Here is a 16,913-nt window from a genome sequence, read left to right as displayed (position 1 = left end):
TCGAAACAGCGTTAATGCGGATTAGGGCTGTACCGCGGGGGAGGGCTGGTGTACCTCCAGACCTCAACGAGAGTTCGACGGGACGTGCAAAAAATGGCGCAGAATTCGGGTCTGATGCAAGGAAAGCGCGGGGTCATCCTCGGCGTCGCCAACAACCGCTCGATCGCCTGGGGCATCGCCAAGGCATGCCACGCCGCGGGCGCCGAGCTCGCCTTCACCTATCAGGGCGATGCGCTGAAGAAGCGCGTCGAGCCGCTCGCCGCCGAGATCGGCGGCCTCGTGCTCGGCCATTGCGACGTCACCGATGCCGCGACCATCGATGCCGTCTTCGCTGTGCTGAAGGAGAAATGGGGCAAGATCGACTTCCTGGTGCATGCGATCGCCTATGGCGAGCAGCTCGACGGCCGCTACGTCGACACCACGCAGGAGAATTTTTCGAAGTCGATGCTGATCTCCTGCTATTCGTTCACGGCGGTGGCGCAGCGCGCCGAGAAGCTGATGACGGATGGCGGCTCGCTGATCACGCTCTCCTATTACGGCGCCGAGAAGTGGATGCCGCACTACAACGTCATGGGCGTGGCCAAGGCGGCGCTGGAAGCCAGCGTGCGCTATCTCGCTGCCGATCTCGGCGAGAAGAACATTCGCGTCAACGCGATCTCGGCAGGTCCCATCAAGACGCTGGCGGCGTCCGGCATCGGCGACTTCCGCTATATCCTGAAGTGGAACGAGACCAACGCGCCGATGCGGCGCAACGTCTCCACCGAAGACGTCGGCGGCAGCGCGCTGTATTTCCTCTCCGACCTCTCGCGCGGCGTCACCGGCGAGGTGCACCACGTCGATTCCGGCTATCACGTGCTCGGCATGAAGCGGCCGGATGCGCCTGATATCTCGCTTGGCGGGAAGGACTAGCCTCTAACTGAAATGCCCAAGCCTACGATCTACTATCTTCGCCACGGCGAGACCGAGTGGAATGCGCTCGGCAGGCTTCAGGGCACCAGGGACATTCCGCTGAACGCGCGCGGCCTCAGCCAGGCCGTGCAGGCTGGCGGCATTCTCGCCGACCTGTTCAAGCGCGACGGGCACGACAAGGCCGCGCTGGCTTACGTGTCGAGCCCGCTCGGCCGTGCGCGCCAGACCATGGAGCTCGCGCGCGGCAAGCTCGAATTGCCGCCTGCCGATTACGCGCTCGATGATCGTCTGCGCGAGATCGGCTACGGCACCTGGGAGGGGCTGACGCTAGCCGAGAGCGAGGCGAGGGATCCGGACATCTATGCCAGGCGTCTCGCCGACAAATGGACCGTCGGGCCTGCGGGTGGGGAGACCTACGCCGACGTGCAGGTCCGCGTGCGCGCCTGGTACGACCAACTCCTGACCGACACCGTCGCGGTGGCCCATGGCGGGACCTGCCGGGCCCTGATGGTGTCCCTGGGGCTGGAGACACCGGCAAGCGCCGCCGATCTCTATATCGAGCAGGGCGCCGTCTACGTGTTCCGCGACGGGCGGTTGGAGAAGTGTAGTTAGGGGCCGCCCCATCCCTACCGTCATGCCCGGGCTTGTCCCGGGCATCCACGGACTTTTTCGGTTTTGGTGTGCGCAAGAACGTGGATGGCCGGGACAAGCCCGGCCATGACGCTGTGGCAGGCATTTGACCGCCCCTTCAGATCGCGTTAGGTCACGGTGACATTCATCATAAACGTTGCAAGTCAACGTTACGCGGCAGTTCGGGATGTCCTTCAATACCTTCGGCCACATGTTCCGCGTCACCACCTTCGGCGAGAGCCATGGGGTGGCGATCGGCTGCGTGGTCGACGGCTGCCCGCCGATGATCCCGCTCACCGAGGCCGACATCCAGCGGGATCTCGACCGCCGCCGTCCCGGCCAGTCGCGCTTCACCACCCAGCGCCAGGAGCCGGACCAGGTGAAGATCCTGTCTGGCGTGATGGCCCATCCCGAGACTGGCGTTCAGGTGACGACGGGCACGCCGATCGGCCTTCTGATCGAGAACACCGACCAGCGCTCGAAGGACTATTCCGAGATCAAGGACAAGTTTCGTCCCGGTCACGCCGACTTCACCTATGAGGCGAAATACGGCCTGCGCGACTATCGCGGCGGCGGGCGCTCCTCGGCGCGCGAGACCGCGATGCGCGTTGCGGCCGGCGCCATCGCCCGGAAAGTGCTGCCCGACGTCAAGGTGCGGGGCGCCCTGGTGCAGATCGGCCCGCACAAGATCGACCGCGACAAGTGGGACTGGGACGAGGTCGCCAACAATCCGTTCTTCTGCCCGGACAAGGACAAGGCCGCGTTCTTCGAGACCTATCTCGACGGCATCCGCAAGAGCGGCTCCTCGATCGGTGCCGTGATCGAGGTCGTCGCCGAAGGCGTGCCGGCAGGTCTTGGTGCGCCGATCTACGCCAAGCTCGATTCCGATCTGGCGGGCGCGATGATGACCATCAACGCCGTGAAGGGCGTCGAGATCGGCGCCGGTTTTGGTGCGGCAGAACTGACTGGTGAGGAGAACGCCGACGAGATGCGTTCCGGCAATGACGGCACGCGCTTCCTCTCCAACCACGCCGGCGGCGTGCTGGGCGGCATCTCCACCGGACAGCCCGTGGTGGTGCGTTTCGCGGTGAAGCCGACCTCGTCGATCCTGCAGCCGCGTCTCACCGTCGATCGGCAAGGTACCGAGACCGAGATATTCACCAAGGGCCGCCACGACCCCTGCGTCGGCATCCGCGCCGTCCCCGTCGGCGAGGCCATGATGGCCTGCGTGCTGGCCGATCACTTCCTGCGCGATCGCGGGCAGGTGGGACGCTGAACTTGCGGTACTAGTCCACCGCGCAGCTTGACGGCTCCACAACTTCGTCCGCAAATGCGGCCATGAACAGCTCCGAGCTTCAGCGCATCTCCAACTGGCTGATTGACGGCACTTGGGCGGCTCAGGAGCCGGCCGTAGGGATTGCCGATTTCTGCGAACGTCTGGTCGCGGCCGGCCTGCCGCTGTGGCGGTTCGGCATCTTCATCCGTACGCTGCATCCCGAAGTTTTCGGCCGCAACTTCATCTGGCAGCAGGGCCAGGGAGTCGAAGTCGGCAGCGTCGATTTCGAGATCCTGGACACGCCCGAATTCGCCCGCAGCCCGCTGCGCGTCGTGTTCGAGCAGGGGATCGAGGTCAGGGGCCGCGCAAGCGATCCCGACAGCAAGCGATTTCCGTTCCTTGAGGACATGCGCGCCGAAGGCGCGACCGACTATGTCGCGGTGCCGGTGCCTTTTCTCGACGGCTCCATTCACGCGACGAGCTGGATTACGAAGCAGTCCGGCGGCTTCAGCGACGACGACATCGCGACGATTCGCTCCCTCGTGACGCCGCTCGCGCGCATCAGCGAGATCATCAGCCAGCGGCGCACCGCCGAGATGCTGCTCGACACCTATGTCGGCAACCGCGCCGGCGCGCGCGTTCTCGGCGGCCAGATCCGCCGCGGCCACCACGACACCATGCAGGCCGCGATCTGGTTGTCGGACCTGCGCGGCTTCACCGCGCTGTCGGACCGGCTGCCGCCCGAGACGGTTGTCCAGATCCTCAATCATTATTTCGACTGCCAGGTCACGGCGATCCGAAACCATGGCGGCGAGGTGCTGAAGTTCATGGGCGACGGCCTGCTCGCCGTGTTCCCGATCGACGAATATGTCGGCGATGCCGCCCATGTCTGCGCGCACGTGCTGGAGGCGGCGCGCGAATCCCGCGCCAGCGTCGAGGCGCTCGCCTTTCCGGTCGGCGACGTCGTCGAGCGCTTCCGCTTTGGCGTCGCGCTGCATGTCGGCAACATCCTTTACGGCAATATCGGCGGCGGCAACCGCCTCGACTTCACCTGCATCGGCCCGGCGGTCAATCTCGCCGCAAGGCTGGAGAAGATCACGGGGCGCCTGGGGCGGACCGTCGTCGCCTCGGAAGGTTTTGCCAATGTCTGCCGCCATGATTGGCACCAGCTCGGCGAGTTTCCGATCGCGGGATTCTCCAAGGCGCAGCGTGTGTACGGGCTGGCGGAGGAGACGTCGGTGGTGATGGCGTGAAAGTCGATCCGTGCTCTCGCATGTGAGACCATGGGCATCCTTGGCGCTCTCCCTGTGCCTGACTGGCTGCGGGTTCGTTCAAGACGAAGCGGTTGATGGGCCTTATCGTCTCGTCGCCCTCGACGTCGATGAAGATATGATGCTTTGCCGATCCATCGGCACCGATGCAGATTGTGTAGGCGATGGTCTGCCGGGGCCTACGGTGTTTCAGGCCGGCGCGAATGCCCGGTACATCGTGTTCGCTCGCCACCCGCGCAAGCGGGGAGAGCAACCGAACCGTTCGGTCACGGAGTTCTACTATATCGCACGAGAGGCGAATGAGCGGGACGTTTTGGTGCAGGTATCCGTGAGTGGCCCTTTCAATGAAGCTGAATGGCAGGAGGAGAAGCGAAGGCTGCAGCTTCCGGAGTTCAGCAAGGTCTTTGCCAAATTGAAGTAGCACGCGGCCAGATCATCTTGGCGCGCCTTGACCGCACTTCTAGGCTGTATGCCTCACTCCTCCGGCTCTGTCGTGAACAGCAGCGGATAGCCCTTGGCACGGCCGGCGTCGGTGGCGCGCGTTGCCTTGGTTTCGGCGACGTCCTTGGTGAATACGGCCACCACGCAGGCGCCCAGCTTGTGCGCGGTGATCATCACCTTATAGGCCTGATCCTCGGTCATGCGGAATTCGGCTTTCAGCACCATGGTGACGAATTCACGCGGCGTGTAGTCGTCGTTGATCAGGATGACCTTGTGGAGCTTCGGCCGCTCGACCTTGGTCCTGGTCCTGGTTTTCGGTTTGGTGACGGTATCGTTCATCGTGTCCCGAAACGCTCTGGCTCGGATGAGCCACCAGCCAACGCATCATACCGCAGGAGCGGGCAGCGCTCCAAGATACGCGGCCGCTCGCCACTATGCCGTCGCGGCTGGGCAGGAATGCACGACTTGCGCCTGCTCGAGTTACGGAAGCGCGCGAACGAGCTGCAATGCGGCGATCAGAGCGCCCACCGACAGCACGACCGACGCAATCATGTAGGCGGCGGATGCCCATGTCTGGCCGCGCTCGATCAGAAACCAGGCATCCAGCGAGAACGTCGAGAACGTGGTGTACCCGCCACAAACTCCGACCGTCAGAAAGATCCGCGCCGCCTGCGGCAGGTTCCATTTGGTCGCGAACAGCGCGGTGAAAATCCCGATCAGGAACGATCCGGTGACGTTGACGATCAGCGTGCCCCAGGGAAAATCCGTACCGAACGCGCGGCCCGACCCGATCGCAACGAGATAGCGTATGACCGCGCCGAGCGCTCCGCCGCCGGCGACGGCGAGAATGTATTGAATGTTCAATGTCTCGGTCCCCACTTCGCCATTTGCTTCACTTGCCCTCCGTGGCCAGACCCTTGCCGACGGCGAGCAGCCCCACCAGCGAAATCAGCGCGAATCCAAGTCCGGCAAGAAACGTTCCCGCCGGTCCATAGGCGTCCCACAGCGCACCCGCGATCACGCTCGCAGCCAGCAGGGCAAGCCCGGTGAACAGGTTGAAATAGCCGAAGGCGGTGCCGCGCAGGCTTGGCGGGGCGGCATCGGCGACCATGGCCGAGAGCAGGCCCTGCGTCAGTCCCATATGGAGTCCCCACAGCACGACTCCGAGTGCGAGGCCCGCAAGGCTCGGGAGCAGCGCCAGCGCGAGGTCGGCCGCGGCGAGGAAGACCAGGCCGAGCGCGAGCAGGCCGGTCCGGTTGATCCGGTCCGACAGCACGCCGGCCGGATAGGCCGACAGTGCATAGGCGACGTTCATCAGCACCAGTACAGCCGGCACCCACATCACCTCGAGCCCGATGTTCTGTGCGCGCAAGATTAGGAAAGCCTCGCTGAAGCGCGCGAGCGTGAACACGACGCCCACGGCGACGACGCGCCAATAGACCGCTCCGAGCTGGCGCATTGCGGCGAGATTGAGCGGATTTTCGGCACGTTTCCGGCTCGGATCGGGATCCGGCTCCTTCACCGCGAACGCGATCAGCCCGAAGGACAGGAAGGCCGGCAGCACCGCCACCCAGAACACGAGGGCAAAATTGTCTGCCGTCCACCACATCAGGCCGATTGCCACGAGCGGCCCGACGAAGGCGCCGATCGTGTCGAGCGATTGCCGCAGGCCAAAACTCGCGCCGCGCAGGCCGACGGGGGCGATATCGGCGATCAGCGCATCGCGCGGCGCGCCGCGAATGCCCTTGCCGACGCGATCGATGAAGCGCGCTGCCACCAGCCATCCGACGCTGGGCGCGAGCGGGAACAGCGGCTTGGTGAAGGCGGCCAGCCCATAGCCGAGCGCGGCGAGCAGCTTGCGGCGGCCGAGCCAGTCCGACAGCGCACCGGAGAAGATCTTGGTGATCGAGGCGGTCGCCTCGGCAACGCCCTCGATGAAGCCGACGGTGAGGGTGGAGGCGCCGAGCACGGTGACGAGATAGACCGGCAGCAGCGCGTGGATCATCTCGGAGGAGATGTCCATGAACATCGAGACAAAGCCGAGCACCCAGATCCCTCTGGGCAGCGTGGTACGTACGGCATTCGGTGTCGTCACGTCTTCGTCGTCCCCTCGCATTCGCCTGCCGGCCGCCAGCAGGCAACAAAAAACCCGCCATCGGCGGGTACATCCATGCTCCCGCCAAAGGCAGAGGCCCAAGATTGCCTCTCCTCGAGCAGGAGTCATCAGCCCATGAGGTCATCGACCGCCGGGCGGTTGTCGGGGGACTCCATCCCCATCGGTGCGACCAACCTAGCATGGAAATCGTGCCGGACAAGTGGGCGGGGTCGCGTGCCTCCGCCGGCAGCTGGATTCCCGGCCCTCGCTACGCGAGTCCCGGAACGACGGCTCTTGAGATCGCCCCTGTTCCCGACGCAAGCGCGGCAACATGGCGGCAGACTTGCGTAACGTGTGAATTCCTAACTCGAATGTGAAGCACAAGCGATCTTCGGCCTTTGCGGCAAGCCGATTGCATGTCACCATCGCGTCATACGACGGGAGACTGCGATGCGTTTGCTGTTCTCGATCGGGGCTGTGCTGGTGGCCGGCATGTTCGCCGGAGGGGACGTCGCGGGCATCGCGGCACCAGGACCCAAATTCGAATCACCCAGAACTCAACCGCAGCGGCTTGCGGCCGACAAGGACGCGCAGAGCGTCGATGTCGAGCTGATCCTCGCGGTCGACGTGTCCTACTCGATGGACATGGACGAGCTCGCGATCCAGCGCGAGGGCTATGCGCAGGCGATCCAGTCGAAGGAGTTCCTGCAGGCGCTGAAGCTCGGCCCGAACGGCCGCATCGCAGTGACCTATTTCGAGTGGGCCGCCTCCAGCGACCAGAAGATCATCATTCCCTGGCGGCTGATCGATGGTCCGGAGACGGCGGACGCGGTTGCCGCCGAGATCATGAAGACGCCGATCCGGCGCGCTTCGCGCACCTCGATATCAGGCGCGATCAACTTCGCGATGCCGCTGTTCGACGAGGATCCCTATCGCGGCCTGCGCCGTGTCATCGACATTTCCGGCGACGGTCCGAACAACAATGGTGGCCCGGTCACGATGGCGCGTGACGCTGCGCTGGAGAAAGGCATCGTCATCAACGGCCTGCCGATCATGGTCAAGGAGCCGTCCTATTCGACCATGGATATCGACAATCTCGATCTTTATTACGAGGACTGCGTCATCGGAGGGCCGGGGTCCTTCGTCATCACGATCAAGGAGCGCGACAAGTTCAAGGAAGCGATCCGCACCAAGCTGCTGATGGAAATCGCCGGCCGCACGCCGGAGCGCCCGGTGATGCGCGTTGCCGACAAGGAGCCGCGCGTCAATTGCCTCATCGGCGAGAAGATCTGGTCCGACCGCTGGGGACGGTGAGGGGGCGGTTTTTTCCGGCGGCATCACGCCCGCCAGTTCCGGCTGAGACCTTTTGCCCGCCCGAACCATGCGCGCGCTTAACGGCTCGTTAACGGCTGCGTGGCCCTAATCGCATCGTTACTGTTCGTTCCCGCCGGCATCCTGACCTGCCCAAACCAGCGAAAGCGGGTTTGTCAGGCCCGTCCGAGCAATCCAATGGCCATCGTCACATCGAGCACCAGCCAGATTTCGCCCGCCAACGAGCGGCTGTATCGCCAGAGCGCTCTGCTCGGTGACTGGAAGGGCAATTGGGTGGGCAACAACCAGCCCGTCGGCTTCAAGGTCGTCAACATCCGCGGGGCCCGGGCGCAGGTCGAGTACACCAACAACGGGCGCACCGAGCGCGGGTTTGCCGAGGTTAAGGGCACGCTCATCACCTTCGGCGGCGTCACGGTCGGCACCAAGGACGGCAAGAACATGGTGATGCTGTTCTCGTTCGGGGGCGTTGGCAAGCAGACCGCCAATCTGCAAAAGCAGGACCCGCCCGCGTCCGACAACCGCCTGATGGGAAGCTGGGGCGGCTATTCCAGCGAGAACGGCAAGAGCGCGAGCTTCAAGGTGCTGTCGGTCAATGGCAAGGAGGCCGAGGTCAGCGTCACCACCGACGGCGTCACCCGCAAGGGCACCGGCTTCGTCTACAAGAACGTCATCATGTTCGGACAGACGCAGATCGCAAGCGACGACGGGCAGAACGGCAAGATCATCTACCAGGTGGGCACCAAATCCTTCATGGTGCCGGTGACGAAATATCCGCCGGCGGATTCGTCGTCGTCGGTCGATAGGACGGCATAACACTTTACGGCGCTGTTCCGCCGGGGTGAGCCAGCGCCTTCAATTCTCGGTCGACCTGCCGCAGCATTGCGCAGGCCTGCGCGAAACCGCCATCAGCGACGAGTCGCCAGATTTCGTCGGCCTGCTCCACCAGGTGCGGAATCGTCAGCGGCAGGCCGGCTGCCTCCTGTAGCGCCCCCTTCTCGTTGATCAGATAGCGCTCGTTCACTGCGAACAGCACCTGCGCAATGCAGGCGAGCGACCTGTAGAGGCATCCCGCGACATGGGTCCGCTCGTTGCGTGCCGCCGCGAGCTCGGCATTCTCGATGCTGAACAGGACCTCCCATTGGAAGCGCCGGATCAGGGCGCTGCGCAGATCCTCCGGATAGGGAAGTGCGATCGATTTGAGCCGGGCGATCACGCCGCTCGGATCGTGCAGCGGCTGACAATATGCGATCTCGCCCATCCAGATGGTCGAGCAGAAACCATGCGGATGGCCGGGTTGGTAGGCCATGAGCACCTTACCGTACCGGCAGGCCGACATGACGCGTTCGACATCATCGAGGCAACGGTACAGCAGATCGACCTTCCGCCCCTCGACCGACAGCCAGGCTCCTCCGACGATCCACGATCCCCATTCGTTATATGTTGTCACGGTCGTGGCGCCTGGATCGTCGGCGATACTCTTCACCACCGTCAGCAGTCGATCCGTGTCGAGCGGAGCGGCGTTGGAGCGGTACAGTCCGATGTCATAGTCGGAGGAGGAATGGGCAGTGCCGCGCGCGCGTGAGCCCCCGAGCACCACGGCCTGGACGCCAGGTACCGCGGCAAGAACCGGTGTGAGGCGGGCGAGTAACGGATCGTGCGGCATCTGGTGAGGTTCCCCAAAAGTCCTGCGGGCGCGAGGACGACGCGGTCACTCCGCTGGCATTGATGATGGTCGAGGAGTATAGTTTTGCAGGGTTCTAGACGGTAGCCAGGATGTTCGACATTGCACGCTCATGCGCTCTTGCGGGTCTCGCCGTGCTCTGCCTCGGCGTGGCGTCGGTTCATGCGCAAGTCGCGCCGCTGCGATATTGGATTCCCGGTGGGCCTTTCGGCCTTGGGGGCGCTGCCGGCCTGAGCTCCGACACCTATGGCAACTTTGCGGGCTTCAACGCCGGAGAGGGCCGATTGGCGCACGAGCTCTGCAAACGGGTTCTTCATCGGTCGCGAACGCGGCAATCTCGGATTGAGCGGCTTCAACCAGGCGGGCTCGCTCGGCAATTTCAGCGCGCTCTCTTATGACAGCACGCAATTCGGCTATCAGATGAAGACCGGCGGCGGTATGCCCGTCACCTTCTTTGCCGGCTTCGACACGCTGAAATACGGCAACGGCATCGGCAGCTCATTGGCGCCGCTCACCTCCGGCGCCGGGCCCGGCTATGGCGGGTTTGCGGGTGTCGAATTCAAGCCGACCTCAAATCTCAGCCTGTCGTTCGGCGTCGGCTACACCCAGCAGGATTCGGGCCGCATGGACAGCGATATCAGATCGAACATGCTGCCCGGCGAATCGCCGGCGCTGAGCGGCCTGCGGCGCTAGCGTCTAAACTCCGCCACCAGCTCGACATGCGGCGTGTGGCGGAACTGGTCGACCGGCACCACGGACTTCAGCCGATAGCCGCCGTCGATCAAGAGCCGTGCGTCGCGGGCAAAGGTCGCGGCGTTGCAGGACACCGCGATGACGACCGGCACCTTGCTCGCCGCAAGCTTCAGCGCCTGCGCCTGCGCGCCCTGGCGCGGCGGGTCGAACACCACGGCGTCGAAGTCCCGCAGCTCCTGCGGCACCAGCGGGCGGCGGAACAGGTCGCGCGGTTCGCACTTGATCGGCTTCAGGCTAGGTGTGCGCGCAGCTTTGGCCAGCGCCGCGATGGCGCCGGCGTCACTGTCATAGGCGGTGACGCGCGCCTTCTCCGCGAGCCTGAGCGCAAACGGACCGACGCCGCAGAAGAGGTCGAGCACCTCCTTGGCCTTGCCGATGCGGTCCGTGACGAGTGCCGCGAGCGTCTCCTCGCCTGCCACCGTCGCCTGCAGGAACGAGCCCGGCGGCAGCGTCACCTCGGCGCGGCCCATCCTCACCGTCGGCGGCAGGCGTTGCAGCACCAGCTCGCCATGCCGGGTCAGCCGCGCCAGGCGGTGCTGCTCGGCGACGCGCGACAGCGCGGTGACCAGCGGCGTCGGCAGCGGGCCGGAGCCGCGCACGTCGACATCGAGGCCATTGGCGGTCGCGGTGACCTGGATATCCAATGGCTTGGTCATCGGCATCTTGGACGTCAGCGGCTCGGCGAGCGCCCAGGCGGCATCGAGTGCGCCCTCGAGCGCGGGATCGAGGATCGGACAACGATGGATCGGGATGACGTCGTGAGAGCTCGCAGCCGAGAAGCCGACCTTGAGGATATCGTGTGTGCCGAACCGGCCGTGCAGCGTGATGCGTCGGCGCCCGGCGCCGTGGGCGTCGACCAGCGGCGCCACCTCGCAATCGATGCCGGCCTGCGCCAGCGTTTCGATCACGATATTGCGCTTCCAGGCTCGATACGGCTCGGTCGCCCAATGCTGGATGGCGCAGCCGCCACACACGCCGAAATGCGGGCAGAATGGTTCGACGCGTTCCGGGCTTGCGACCTCCACCGCCAGCAGCTTGCGCCGGTCGGGATGATGGCCTGCGACGTGATCGACCTCGACGGTCTCGCCGCCGAGCGTATAGGGCACATAGATTGCTTCGCCGGCGTCGAGGCAGACGCCGTCGCCGCGATGGCCGACATGATCGATCTTGATGCGCTCAACCACGGCGCGCGCCCAGAAAGAATTCGATGTTGCCGTCGCCGCCGGTGATCGGCGAGGGGAATATGTCGATCTCGGTGCAGCCGAGCGACGCCGCAAAGGCCGCGATGTCGTCGCAGATCTCCCGGTGTATGGCGGCATCGCGGATGATGCCCTTCTTGTTGTGCTTCTTGTCAGCCTCGAATTGCGGCTTGATCAGCGCCAGCAGGCTCATCGGCGCGGCCGCCAGCGACAGCGCCACCGGCAGCACTGATTTCAGCGAGATGAAGCTGACGTCGATGACGACGACATCGGGGCGCGCCGGCAGGCGCTTGCCCTCATAGCTGCGGATGTCGGTCTCCTCCATCGATACGATCTTCGGATGATCGCGCAGCGAGGGATGCAGCTGGCTTGTGCCAACATCGATGGCGAACACCAGGCTCGCGCCGTTCGCCAGCAGCACCTCGGTGAAGCCGCCGGTGGAGGCGCCGACGTCAAGGCAGACATGGTCCTCGATCTCGATCGGGTACCGCTCCAGCGCCCCGGCGAGCTTGACGCCGCCGCGGGAGACGTAAGGGTGCGCCGGCTCGGCCTGGATCACCGCATCCTCGGCGATCGTCTCCGACGGCTTTGCGACCTGCTTGTCGTCGGCCGTGACGAGGCCGGCTTCGATGGCCGCGCGAGCTCGCGCCCGGCTCTCGAACAGGCCGCGCTCGACCAGCAATACATCCGCGCGCTTGCGGGCAGGGGGCATCGGATCTCCGACGGACGACTAAAAAGCTTATGTAGCGATCAATCGCGCGGCCGCCATCCAGACGCAAGTCTCGAACGCGGTGAGATCGTGCCAGACGTCGGTCGGCATAGTGGCCGGCGTCACCAGCGGGCAGCCGTGCAGCTCCAGCGCATGGATCATCATGAGGTTGTCAACGAGGCCGAAATCTTCGACCGCCAGCCCCTGTGCATCGACCAGCCGACCATCCTCGGACACGACGTCCATGAAGCGACTGAGGCGGTCGGCATAGACGGCGCCGTCGTTGGAATAAGCCAGGCAGAATTTGCGGCGGCCGGCCATGTAGCCGAGCTCGTAGACGGTGCCGGGATCGGCGCCGGCGCCCCGGAACGGGGTGAGGTTGGCGATGATCGCGTCGGCATCGTCCATCATCGCCTCGTTGCCGCAAAAGATTTGCCGCGAGGCGTCACGCGCGGTGAGGTCGATCGCATTGTCGAGGGGATAAAGGCCGGTAAGTCCGTGCGCGGCGCAGATTTCGACCTTGCGCCGGCCGATCTCGACCGCATCCGGCAGGAACACGTCGGGGCCTGCCAGATAGATTTTCATCGCGCGACCGATTGAGAAGGCATCGGAGTTGCCGCGACGTCGGCGGTGCAAAACCTCTCCAAGGGGAGAGGTCGCGCCGAAGGCGCAGGTGAGGGGTTACGCTCTCACGTGGGACCTGAGCCCCTCAGCCGGATTGCACTGGACGACGCTTCGCATCGCCAGGAGCAATCCGACCTCTCCCTACGGGAGAGGTGGGGTTCAGCGTCTGCCGCGACAATCAAGCCAGCTTGACCGTCTCGGTTTTCACGTCCTTGCCGAGCGCCTCGAACACCTTGGCGACGATGCCCTTGGCGTCGAGGCCGGCGCGGGCGTACATCGCGGCCGGGGTGTCGTGGTCCTGGAACACGTCGGGCAGCACCATCGAGCGGAACTTGACCATGCCGCTGTCGAGCACGCCCTGGTCGGTCAGGTACTGCGCGACATGCGAGCCGAAGCCGCCGATCGAGCCTTCCTCGATCGTGATCAGGATCTCGTGGTCGCGCGCGAGCTTGAGCACCAGCTCGGTATCCAGAGGCTTCATGAAGCGCGCATCGGCGATCGTGGTCGACAGGCCGTGGGCGGCGAGCTCGTCGGCGGCCTTCTCGCATTCGGCGAGGCGCGTGCCGAAGGAGAGCAGGGCGATCTTGCTGCCCTGGCGGATCATGCGGCCCTTGCCGATCTCGAGCGGAATGCCGACCTCGGGCATCTCGATACCGCGGCCTTCGCCGCGCGGATAGCGTAGCGAGCTCGGACGGTCATCGATCGCGACCTGGGTCGCCACCATGTGCACCAGCTCGGCTTCGTCCGCCGCCGCCATGATCACCATGTTGGGCAGGCAGCCGAGATAGGCGTTGTCGAACGAGCCGGCATGGGTCGCACCGTCGGCGCCGACGAGGCCGGCGCGATCGATGGCGAAGCGGACGGGCAGGCTCTGGATCGCGACGTCGTGGACGATCTGGTCGTAGCCGCGCTGCAGGAAAGTCGAGTAGATCGCGCAGAACGGCTTGTAGCCTTCGGTCGCAAGGCCCGCGGCAAAGGTCACCGCGTGCTGCTCGGCGATGCCGACGTCGAAGGTGCGGTCGGGGAAGGCCTTGTTGAAGATGTCGACGCCGGTGCCCGAGGGCATCGCCGCGGTGATGGCGACGATCTTGTCGTCCTTCTGCGCTTCCTTGACGAGGCTCTGGCCGAACACGTTCTGATAGGCCGGCGCGTTCGGCTTGGCCTTGGCTTGCGTGCCGGTCGCGACGTCGAACTTGACGACGGCGTGGTACTTGTCGGCGGAGGCTTCCGCGGGGCCGTAGCCCTTGCCCTTCTGCGTCACGACGTGGACCAGGATCGGGCCGGTCTCCATGTCGCGGACGTTCTTCAGCACGGGCAGCAGATGGTCGAGGTTGTGGCCGTCGATCGGGCCGACATAGTAGAAGCCGAGCTCCTCGAACAGCGTGCCGCCGTCCATCATGAAGCCGCGGGAATATTCCTCGACGCGATTGGCGCGGTTGGCGAGGATCTTGGGCAGGCGCTTGTTGATCTGCTTGGCCGCATCGCGCAGCGTGCGGTAGGTCTTGCCGGAGTAGAGGCGCGACAGATAGGCGCTCATGGCGCCGACCGGCGGCGCGATCGACATGTCGTTGTCGTTGAGAATGACGATCAGGCGCGAATTCATCGCACCGGCATTGTTCATGGCTTCATAGGCCATGCCGGCCGACATCGCGCCGTCACCGATCACGGCGATAACGTTGTTCTTGCCGCCGGAGAGGTCGCGCGCCACGGCCATGCCGAGGCCGGCGGAGATCGAGGTCGAGGAATGCGCCGCGCCGAACGGATCGTAGTCGCTCTCGCTGCGCTTGGTGAAGCCGGACAGGCCGCCGCCGGTGCGCAGCGTGCGGATGCGGTCGCGCCGGCCGGTGAGGATCTTGTGCGGATAGGCCTGGTGGCCGACGTCCCAGATCAGCCGGTCGCGCGGCGTATCGAAGACGTAATGGATCGCGGTGGTGAGCTCGACCACGCCGAGGCCCGCGCCGAAGTGACCGCCGGTCACCGAGACGGCATCGATGGTCTCCTGCCGCAGCTCGTCGGCAACCTGGCGAATCTGCTCGACCTTGAGCTTGCGCAGATCTTCCGGCGTCCGGATGGTGTCGAGAAGCGGCGTCTTACTGTATGCGTTCACGGCGATTTCCAATTTGTCAGCACCGGAAGGTCATTCCGGTGCGCGATGGGTTTGCACAATATCGGCGCAGCGCGAGTCCTATAACCGTCGGAGCCACCTGCACGGGGCAAGGCCCCGCCTTCAAGCTTAGGTAAGCTTAAGTGTGCTCCGGTTCAGTCTCTGTGATCCCTGTCACTTAGATCGGCTTCGTCCGTCCCAAGCCAATTTCATTAGCAGTTTGAAGCGCTTGTCGTCGGTAATCGGTGCCCACGCAAGGCTTACAAAAAGCCACACTCCGCGCAGCTTTACACCAAAGCTTGGGCCAAAGCCAACCCGCTGGGCCGATTAGGGGTATGCAGGTGCAACTCGCGGACCAGAAGTGGTTAACCTCGGTGCGGGGTAAGGGGTTCCGGCCTTGCTCGGTTCTTGGCCGCTTTTTGGCCCGAGTATGGGCTTTTCTCGCTCTCAACGACCCGATTCGATGGGGACGTATCGATCCACCGCCAGGGAACCGCATGCCGGTCGGGAACTGCGCACTGCGATAAGGACGCAGCGGCCACGCTCACCGCGAAGACATTCTATGCGGACCTGCGTCGCGCTCTTGCACGGCCCTGGGGAGTCAGAAGGCTGAGCGGGAGAGCACTCTTTTTACTGGACGTCGAGCGGCGCCGTGCCGGTGGCCTGGCCGCTGGCATCGGTGGTGATCTTGTCGACGCGCGCCTCGGCTTGGCGCAGCAATTCCTCGCAACGCCGCTTCAGGGCCTCGCCGCGCTCGTAGATCGTCACGGATTCCTCGAGCGGCACCTTGCCATCCTCGAGCCGCTTCACGATCGTTTCGAGTTCCTCGATCGCGCGCTCGAAGGTGAGCCTGGAGACGTCGACTTGAGTATTTTCGGCCATATCCGTTTCCGATTGCCCGATTCGCTTCACCTTGGAGAAAGCAGAGTTTTGCGGGCGTAATGTGGCGGGTGGGTCAAGCGCCCATCAGGGCGCCGACATGCGCCGTAACAGATTCTTTCAGTCCCTGCAGGTCATAGCCGCCCTCGAGCACCGAAACAACGCGGCCGCCAGCGGTCTTGTCGGCGAGATCCATCAGCTTGCGCGTCACCCAGGCATAGTCCTCCGCGCGCAGGTTGAGCGAAGCCAGGGGATCGCGATAATGCGCATCGAAGCCGGCCGAGATGATCAAGAGCTCGGGGCTGAATTTCTCGAGCTGCGGCAGGATCAGATTCTCGAACGCGACGCGGAATTCCGGGCCGCCGTCCTCGGAGGCGAGCGGCGCATTGACGATGGTGTCGTGATCGCCGCGCTCGCTTTTAGCGCCGGTGCCCGGAAACAGCGGCATCTGGTGCGTCGAGCAGTACATCACGGTCGGGTCTGACCAGAAGATGTCCTGCGTGCCGTTGCCGTGATGCACGTCGAAGTCGACGATGGCCGCCCGCTTGATGCCGTATTTGCGCTGCGCGTGGCGCGCGGCGATCGCGACGTTGTCGAAGAAGCAGAAGCCCATCGGCTTGCCGATCTCGGCGTGATGTCCGGGCGGGCGGACCGCGACGAAGGCGTTGCGATGCTCGCCGGCCATCACCGCTTCGGTCGCCGCGACCGCGCCGCCGACGCCGCGCATCACCGCCTCCCACGTGCCCGGGGACATCGAGGTGTCGCCGTCGATATAGACCTGACCGCTGGTCGGCGCGATGTGGCGCAGCTCGGTGACGTAATGCTCGTTGTGGCAGAGCGTGACGAGATCGAGATCGCCCTCCGGCGCTTCCTCGCGCGCCAGGAACTGGAAGCGCTCATGCGACAAGGCTTCTTCCACCGCGCGCAGGCGATCCGGCCTTTCAGGGTGTCCCGGCGGCGTGACATGGTCGAGGCAGGCCTTGTGGGAAAGGAGAAGCGTGCTCATCAGG

The 16,913-nt window shown here is 64.7% G+C and carries 17 protein-coding genes, 1 pseudogene and 1 riboswitch; of the genes and pseudogenes, 8 read left to right on the top strand and 10 right to left on the bottom strand.

Annotated elements, in window-relative coordinates:
* Positions 1–93: 93 nt before the first annotated feature.
* The 5 genes from fabI to ABIA40_RS20300 all read left to right on the top strand — a co-directional run bounded on the left by fabI (position 94) and on the right by ABIA40_RS20300 (position 4,507).
* The gene (gene fabI, locus ABIA40_RS20320; protein ID WP_018648668.1) at positions 94–909 is read left to right on the top strand and encodes an enoyl-ACP reductase FabI; all 816 of its coding nucleotides are present in this window, start codon (positions 94–96) and stop codon (positions 907–909) included.
* Positions 910–921: 12 nt separating this feature from the next.
* Positions 922–1,521 carry a histidine phosphatase family protein gene (locus ABIA40_RS20315; RefSeq protein ID WP_271542494.1) on the top strand — a complete coding sequence of 200 codons (600 nt, stop codon included), beginning with the start codon at positions 922–924 and terminating at the stop codon, positions 1,519–1,521.
* A 205-nt stretch (positions 1,522–1,726) separates the two neighbouring features.
* Positions 1,727–2,815 carry a chorismate synthase gene (gene aroC / locus ABIA40_RS20310; protein WP_271542492.1) on the top strand — a complete coding sequence of 363 codons (1,089 nt, stop codon included), beginning with the start codon at positions 1,727–1,729 and terminating at the stop codon, positions 2,813–2,815.
* 62 nt (positions 2,816–2,877) lie between these two features.
* Positions 2,878–4,068, top strand: coding sequence for an adenylate/guanylate cyclase domain-containing protein (locus ABIA40_RS20305; RefSeq protein ID WP_404543032.1), 1,191 nt, complete (start codon positions 2,878–2,880; stop codon positions 4,066–4,068).
* Positions 4,069–4,108: 40 nt separating this feature from the next.
* Complete coding sequence (locus tag ABIA40_RS20300; protein ID WP_271542488.1) at positions 4,109–4,507, top strand: hypothetical protein; 399 nt, start codon at positions 4,109–4,111, stop codon at positions 4,505–4,507.
* A gap of 53 nt (positions 4,508–4,560) precedes the next feature.
* Here ABIA40_RS20300 and clpS read toward each other — a convergent pair whose 3' ends face one another.
* The 3 genes from clpS to ABIA40_RS20285 all read right to left on the bottom strand — a co-directional run bounded on the left by clpS (position 4,561) and on the right by ABIA40_RS20285 (position 6,643).
* Positions 4,561–4,866 (bottom strand): ATP-dependent Clp protease adapter ClpS, encoded by a 306-nt coding sequence (gene clpS / locus ABIA40_RS20295; protein WP_036004073.1) that lies wholly within the window; start codon positions 4,864–4,866, stop codon positions 4,561–4,563.
* A gap of 141 nt (positions 4,867–5,007) precedes the next feature.
* Positions 5,008–5,391 carry a fluoride efflux transporter CrcB gene (gene crcB, locus ABIA40_RS20290; protein WP_404543031.1) on the bottom strand — a complete coding sequence of 128 codons (384 nt, stop codon included), beginning with the start codon at positions 5,389–5,391 and terminating at the stop codon, positions 5,008–5,010.
* Between the two features lie 28 nt (positions 5,392–5,419).
* The gene (locus ABIA40_RS20285; protein ID WP_404543030.1) at positions 5,420–6,643 is read right to left on the bottom strand and encodes an MFS transporter; all 1,224 of its coding nucleotides are present in this window, start codon (positions 6,641–6,643) and stop codon (positions 5,420–5,422) included.
* Positions 6,644–6,734: 91 nt separating this feature from the next.
* Positions 6,735–6,811, bottom strand: a riboswitch (Fluoride riboswitch).
* A 261-nt stretch (positions 6,812–7,072) separates the two neighbouring features.
* Between ABIA40_RS20285 and ABIA40_RS20280 the strand changes: the two genes are divergently transcribed.
* Entirely contained in the window at positions 7,073–7,936 is an 864-nt protein-coding gene (locus ABIA40_RS20280) for a DUF1194 domain-containing protein (protein ID WP_404543029.1), read from the top strand.
* Positions 7,937–8,131: 195 nt separating this feature from the next.
* Positions 8,132–8,767, top strand: a complete 636-nt coding sequence (locus tag ABIA40_RS20275) for a hypothetical protein (protein ID WP_193760406.1) — start codon at positions 8,132–8,134, stop codon at positions 8,765–8,767.
* Between the two features lie 4 nt (positions 8,768–8,771).
* On the opposite strand, the gene ABIA40_RS20270 is transcribed toward ABIA40_RS20275, so the two are convergent.
* Complete coding sequence (locus ABIA40_RS20270; protein WP_271542479.1) at positions 8,772–9,617, bottom strand: nucleotidyltransferase domain-containing protein; 846 nt, start codon at positions 9,615–9,617, stop codon at positions 8,772–8,774.
* Between the two features lie 110 nt (positions 9,618–9,727).
* Between ABIA40_RS20270 and ABIA40_RS20265 the strand changes: the two are divergent.
* Positions 9,728–10,328, top strand: a pseudogene (locus ABIA40_RS20265) (hypothetical protein).
* On the opposite strand, the gene ABIA40_RS20260 reads toward ABIA40_RS20265, so the two are convergent.
* From ABIA40_RS20260 to ABIA40_RS20235, 6 genes are all read right to left on the bottom strand, one after another.
* A complete protein-coding gene (locus ABIA40_RS20260) occupies positions 10,325–11,572 on the bottom strand; it encodes a class I SAM-dependent RNA methyltransferase (protein WP_404543028.1) in 1,248 nt (415 codons plus the stop codon). The pseudogene ABIA40_RS20265 and the gene ABIA40_RS20260 sit on opposite strands and share 4 nt — an antisense overlap.
* Positions 11,565–12,299 (bottom strand): TlyA family RNA methyltransferase, encoded by a 735-nt coding sequence (locus ABIA40_RS20255; RefSeq protein WP_404543027.1) that lies wholly within the window; start codon positions 12,297–12,299, stop codon positions 11,565–11,567. Before ABIA40_RS20255 ends, ABIA40_RS20260 begins: the two co-directional genes overlap by 8 nt.
* 27 nt (positions 12,300–12,326) lie before the next feature.
* Entirely contained in the window at positions 12,327–12,881 is a 555-nt protein-coding gene (locus ABIA40_RS20250) for a nucleoside 2-deoxyribosyltransferase (RefSeq protein ID WP_404543025.1), read from the bottom strand.
* A 217-nt stretch (positions 12,882–13,098) separates the two neighbouring features.
* On the bottom strand, positions 13,099–15,027 hold the full coding sequence (gene dxs, locus ABIA40_RS20245) for a 1-deoxy-D-xylulose-5-phosphate synthase (RefSeq protein ID WP_271542469.1): 1,929 nt from the start codon (positions 15,025–15,027) through the stop codon (positions 13,099–13,101).
* A gap of 627 nt (positions 15,028–15,654) precedes the next feature.
* Positions 15,655–15,906 carry an exodeoxyribonuclease VII small subunit gene (locus ABIA40_RS20240; protein WP_008132970.1) on the bottom strand — a complete coding sequence of 84 codons (252 nt, stop codon included), beginning with the start codon at positions 15,904–15,906 and terminating at the stop codon, positions 15,655–15,657.
* A gap of 73 nt (positions 15,907–15,979) precedes the next feature.
* Positions 15,980–16,909 carry a histone deacetylase family protein gene (locus ABIA40_RS20235; RefSeq protein ID WP_036004131.1) on the bottom strand — a complete coding sequence of 310 codons (930 nt, stop codon included), beginning with the start codon at positions 16,907–16,909 and terminating at the stop codon, positions 15,980–15,982.
* Positions 16,910–16,913: the final 4 nt, after the last annotated feature.

This window comes from Bradyrhizobium sp. USDA 223, from assembly GCF_044909005.1.
Taxonomy (GTDB): domain Bacteria; phylum Pseudomonadota; class Alphaproteobacteria; order Rhizobiales; family Xanthobacteraceae; genus Bradyrhizobium; species Bradyrhizobium yuanmingense.
This window is presented reverse-complemented; position numbering and strand designations above follow the sequence as displayed.